The organism is Actinotalea ferrariae CF5-4 (assembly GCF_000603945.1).
Lineage (GTDB): Bacteria > Actinomycetota > Actinomycetes > Actinomycetales > Cellulomonadaceae > Actinotalea > Actinotalea ferrariae.
Genome location: NZ_AXCW01000187.1, coordinates 1 through 5,174, shown reverse-complemented (window position 1 = coordinate 5,174; position 5,174 = coordinate 1). Strand labels below are relative to the sequence as shown.

The window sequence follows — 5,174 nt, the reverse complement described above, 5'->3', positions numbered from 1 at the left end:
CGCGCGGTTCGGCACCGCGGCGGTGGGACCGGCGGCGCTCGTCCACCGGCCGGCACCCGCGCCGCCGTCCGCGGCACCCGCCCGACCCGGTGGCAGACCGTACCCGGACGGCGCGGCACCGCCCCGGCGGGGCGAACCTGAGAAGGGCTCCGGGTGACGTCCGGCGCTCAACTACCCAGGACGCCAGGGTGGACCTATCCTGAACGGGTCCCCGTCCCACCGGCACCGCGGAGGTAGCGATGCCTCTGTCCGAGTACGAGCAGCGCGTACTGGAGCAGATGGAGCGTCAGCTCTCGTCTGACGACCCCAAGCTGGTCAACACCTTCCAGGGCCGCGCCTCGCACGGTCTGCGCCGGTGGGTGCTGGTCTCGCTCGGGGCCCTCGTCGGACTCACCGTCCTCGTCCTCGGCGCGGCCACGAGCAACCCGCTCGTGGGCGTCCTCGGGTTCGTGGTCATGTTCGTGTCCGTGGTCTTCGCGTTCTCCCCGCCGCGACGTGGCGGGCCCACGGGTGTCGTGGGTGCGGACGGCGAGGTACGACGGTCGAGCCCCCCGGCCCGCCCGCCCCGGTCGAGCGGCCTCCTGCAGCGCATGGAGGAACGGTGGGACCGGCGCCGCGACGAGCGCGGACGCTGACCCCAGACACGCCGACCCACAGACAGACCGAGCGAGCAGCACGCTTCCGACGCAGCGCCTCGGGCCCACGGGCCCGGGGCGCTGCGTCGTCCTCAGGAACGCCGCACACCGTCCCAGGAACGCCGCACACCGACCCGGGCGACGACGCACGCCCCGACCCGGGTGACGACGCACGCCGCGCTCGGACGGGGCCGCGCACCCTCCGCCGCGCGCCACGACGACCTGGCCCCGGGCTCCGCGCGGTGGACAGCTCCACGGCCCGGACGACGGGGGCGTCACCCGACGGGTGAGCGCTCGGCCGTCCGTGCCACCGTCTGTCGGTCCTGGTCGTCGCCCGTCGTGTCCCGCGCGTCGAAGGCGTCGAGCACCTCGCCCGACCACCGGTCGAGGTCCTCCTGGTCCCACGTGGGCGCGGTCGGCGCGTAGCGGGCCGCCTCCGCGGTCCCGACCAGCCGCCCGAGGGCGTGCCGGAGCGTCTCCGGCGGGTCCGTGCCGTAGGCGTCGAGTACGACCCGCCCGGCGCCGCGGAGCGTGGTGGCGTCGTCCCACCGCACCCCACGCCCGGCCAGCGCGACACGGAGCCGGTCCCAGGTGGCCTCGGGCCCGGTGGGCACCGCCCGGGCGGTCCGGCGTCGGACGACGACCACCGCGGCGGTCGTCGCCAGCGCGAGGAGGGCGAGCGCGACGAGGGCCGCGACGACGGGCACGCGCGTCGTGCCGATCGACACCTCGCCGTCGGCGATCCCCGTCCCCGGTCCTGCCGGGTCCGGTGCGCTCGTCGGTGCCGGCGTGGCCGCGGTGCCCGGGGCGGGCTCCTGCGTCGGCTCGACGGGTGTGGCGATCGCGGGGTCCGCGTAGACGGGCGGGGCACCGGTCTGCACGGCCGGGGTGGGCTCGAAGCGCACCCAGCCGGCGTCGGCGAACCAGATCTCGGGCCACGTGTGCGCGAGCTGCCCGGTCACGTCGTACCGCCCGCCGCCCGACGTCGTCCCGGGCAGGAAGCCCACGGCCATCCGGCTCGGCAGACCGAGGTGCCGCGCCATGACGGTCATCGCCGTCGCGTACTGCACGCAGTACCCCGTCCGGTCCGTGAGGAAGTCCCACACGGCGTCGTCGGTCGTGGGCTCCGGCACCTCCGTGTCGTACCGGAACCGCGAGCCGTCCCGCAGGTAGGACTGCAGGGCCAGCGCCTGGTCGTACGGCGTCACCGTCCCCGCGGTGACCTCACGGGCCAGGGACGCCACGTCGCCCGCGAAGCTCGTCTGGGGCAGCGCGAGGTAGGGGGAGTCGGGCGCGACCGGCGCGACGGCGTCGGCCTGGAGCGCCGTCGAGGACAGGTCCCGGGGGACCACGACGACGTCGTAGCGCAGGCCTCGGGTCGTCGCCCGGGCCGCCGCGGCGACCTCGTCGCGCTCCGCGTCGTAGCGCCAGTCGCCGTCGACGGCCACGCGCCGCGGGTCCAGCGGGAGGGGGAGGCGGTCCTGGTCGAGGTCGCCCACCTCGACGGACAGCGTCCCGACACCCTCCTGCGCGGGGTCGGCGGTCTCCGCCGCGGCGCGGCCCTCCTCCGCCGGCCACAGCGCCCCGGTTGCCGGCTGCTCCGGGGTCGGCGCCTCGTCGCGCTGCCACTGGGTGCCGTCGAACTCGGTGAGCGTGTAGAGCCGCAACGGTGCGGGGTCCGCGCCGGTGAGCGTGTAGGAGATGAGGGGCCGGTCGGACCGGCTGCCGAGGCTGGACCGCATGTCCAGGTCGAGCGACAGCTCCACGGGACCGCTGCCCGAGCCGGGCCCGTCGCCCCACGTCGACGGCAGCGTGACCGTGCCCCAGCCCGGCACGGCGGACAGGAGCGGCCCGGCGACGACCGCCGCGACCGTGACCCCGCCGGCCGTGGCGGCGACGACCCAGCCGTCCCGCCAGGATCCGGCCCGCGACCGCCGTGGCCGGGTCAGGGCCAGCAGCAGCAGGAACGACGTCCCGCCCGCGAGCAGCGGGACGAGCCCGGGCGGTGCCTCGAAGACGATGGCGACGGTCCACAGGCCGGCGAGGGCCAGGCCGGCCAGGCCCGCCCGCCCCAGGGAGACGGCCAGCGCGTCCGTGACCACCACGACCGCCAGGGCGCCGACGACGACGAGCATCTCGGCGCCGCGCGACGGCGGCAGCGGGACCGAGCCCTCCGCGACCGCCCGGGCGCCGGCCTCCGTCACGCGGCGCAGGGCGCGGAGCGTCTCCAGGGTCGGGAGGGGCACCGTGAGCCGGCCCGGGCCGGAGTAGAGGGCCGCCACGGCCACGGCCGACGCCCCGACGCCCCACAGGGTGGGGGCCAGGAACGAGGCGCTCAGGGCTCGGGCGGTCGCCATCACGGCGCCGACGACGACGACCGTGACCGTCGTCGTCGCGAGCCAGGGCCCCGGGGCCAGGATCGGACGCAGGCTCCACACGCCGGCGAGGACGCCGGCCACGACGAGGCCGGCGGCGAGCCAGGCGCGCGCGCCGGTCGGGGGCACGGGGCGGCGGCTCACCGGGACATCACCGCCCGGTCGTCGGAGCCGAGCAGTCGCTCCCAGCAGGCCGCCAGGTCCTCGCCGACGCGGACCAGGCACACCGCCCACCCCGCCCGGCTCAGGCTCTGGGCCGTCCGCTCGGCCGCCGCCGTCGCGAGGGGCTCGGCGGTCTCGGCGGTCCGGACCATCGCCCAGCCGTGCGTCGTCTCGCCGGTGCGGGCCAGCGCCCCGAGGGTCTCGTCGTCGAGCTCGCCCACCAGCGCGAGGACGAGCTCGCTGCCGCCGGCGTCGGCCTGCAGCGTGTCGACCGCCGTGCGCAGCCAGGCGGTGCGCTCGGCGGCGTCGACGGGCATGGTGAGGTCCACGGTCTGGTCCAGGAGCGCGGCGACCGCGGCGCCGGTCGCGTCCGGCCGGTGGTGGTCCCGGGCGGCGTCGAGGACGTCGCCCCCGAGGAGCCGGACGTGGTGCCCGGAGCCGACGAGCGCGACGGCGACGGACGCGGCCAGGCGGATCGACCACTCCCCGGCGTCGGCGTCCGCGGGGAGGTCGAGCAGCACGCTCGCGGGCCGGCGACCGGACCGCTCGTCCTGCCGGACGACCAGCTCCCCGCGCCGCGCGCTCGTGGGCCAGTGCACCCGGCGCAGGTCGTCCCCGGCGCGGTAGTCGCGCAGGGCCGTGTCGTCGGGCGAGGGGCTCCGGGCGCCGAGCACGACCCGGTCGGCGTCGCTGGACATGGCGGAGGAGGTGATGCTCAGCGGGGTGGTGCGCGGGCGGACGGCGACGAGCGCCGGCTCTCCCAGGGGACCGGACCACCGCGCGACACCGAAGGGGTCCGCGCGGTGCAGCTGGACCGGTCCGACGCCCCAACGGCCGCGGACCGTCGGGCTGATGGCATAGGTGAGGCGCAGCGCGTGCCGCTCCCGGCTGACCCGAGCCCGGAGCGGCCCCCCGCCGGAGAGCTCGCGGGCGGCGCGCTCGGCGATCTCGAGGCGGTCCAGGCGCGGTGCGGTCCGGCCGGTCCGGTCCCTCGTGAGCGCCACCTCGACCGTGGCCGGGTCGCCCTCCGTCACCGGGTGCGGCGTGACGCGACGTGTCAGGTGCAGCGCCCCGCGGGCCTGGTCCCGGGCCTGGAGGTGGAGCAGGCCGACGCTCGACGCGACGGTGAGCACCAGCAGGAGGCCGACCTGGACCAGGGAGGTGACGCCCAGCAGGACGCCCGCGACGAGCGCGGCGCCCCCGAGGGTGAGCAGCGCCGTGCCCCGCGCCGTGAGTCGCAGGCGACGCGCACCCATCAGCCGGTCGCCGCCCGGGGGGCGACGTCGTGCGCGGCGCCCGGGACCGGGGTCCGCGCCACGACCGCCCGGAGCGTCTCCGCGGCCGCCTGGCCGGCGAGCCGTGCCTCCGTGCTGGGGAGCAGGCGGTGGACGAGCACCGGCTCCGCGAACTCCTGCACGTCGTCGGGCAGGACGTGGTCGCGGCCCGACATCGCCGCGAGGGCCTTGGCGGCGCGCAGCAGCTGGATGCCGGCGCGGGGCGAGGCACCCAGCCGGAGCATGGGGTCGCGCCGCGTCGCGTCGGCGAGGTCGACGACGTACTGCTTGACGCCGGGCGCGGCGTACAGGCGGCGGCACACGTCCACGAGGCGGGTCACGTGGTCCACGGTCGCGACCGGGACGAGGTGGGCCAGCGGGTCGACCGCCTCCTGGCGGTCGAGCATCTCGACCTCGGCGTCGCGGGACGGGTAGCCGACGCTCAGGCGCGCCATGAAGCGGTCACGCTGCGCCTCGGGGAGGGCGTAGGTGCCCTCCATCTCGACGGGGTTCTGCGTCGCGACGACGAGGAACGGCCGGGGGAGCGGGTACGTGGTGCCGTCGACCGTCGTCTGCGCCTCCTGCATGCACTCGAGCAGGGCGGACTGCGTCTTGGGCGAGGCCCGGTTGATCTCGTCGCCGATGACGATGTTCGCGAAGACCGGACCGGGCCGGAACTCGAACTCCTGCGTGTGCGACCGGTAGATGGTGACGCCGGTCAGGTCGGT

The 5,174-nt window shown here is 77.2% G+C and carries 4 protein-coding genes; 1 reads left to right on the top strand and 3 read right to left on the bottom strand.

The features are described from left to right. Positions 1–239 precede the first annotated feature (239 nt). The gene (locus N866_RS13940) at positions 240–635 is read left to right on the top strand and encodes a DUF3040 domain-containing protein (RefSeq protein ID WP_034227391.1); all 396 of its coding nucleotides are present in this window, start codon (positions 240–242) and stop codon (positions 633–635) included. Between the two features lie 275 nt (positions 636–910). Here N866_RS13940 and N866_RS13935 read toward each other — a convergent pair whose 3' ends face one another. From N866_RS13935 to N866_RS13925, 3 genes are all read right to left on the bottom strand, one after another. After that, positions 911–3,154 (bottom strand): transglutaminase TgpA family protein, encoded by a 2,244-nt coding sequence (locus N866_RS13935; RefSeq protein ID WP_155855379.1) that lies wholly within the window; start codon positions 3,152–3,154, stop codon positions 911–913. Then, entirely contained in the window at positions 3,151–4,428 is a 1,278-nt protein-coding gene (locus N866_RS13930; protein ID WP_034227387.1) for a DUF58 domain-containing protein, read from the bottom strand. Before N866_RS13930 ends, N866_RS13935 begins: the two co-directional genes overlap by 4 nt. Next, a partial coding sequence (locus N866_RS13925; RefSeq protein WP_034227385.1) for an AAA family ATPase occupies positions 4,428–5,174 on the bottom strand: 747 nt, incomplete at its 5' end. The genes N866_RS13925 and N866_RS13930, both read right to left, overlap by 1 nt.

Excerpts from the sequence above, each read along its gene's own strand:
- N866_RS13940 (WP_034227391.1), top strand. The coding sequence starts at position 240 with ATGCCTCTGTCCGAGTACGAGCAGCGCGTACTGGAGCAGATGGAGCGT.
- N866_RS13930 (WP_034227387.1), bottom strand. The coding sequence starts at position 4,428 with ATGGGTGCGCGTCGCCTGCGACTCACGGCGCGGGGCACGGCGCTGCTC.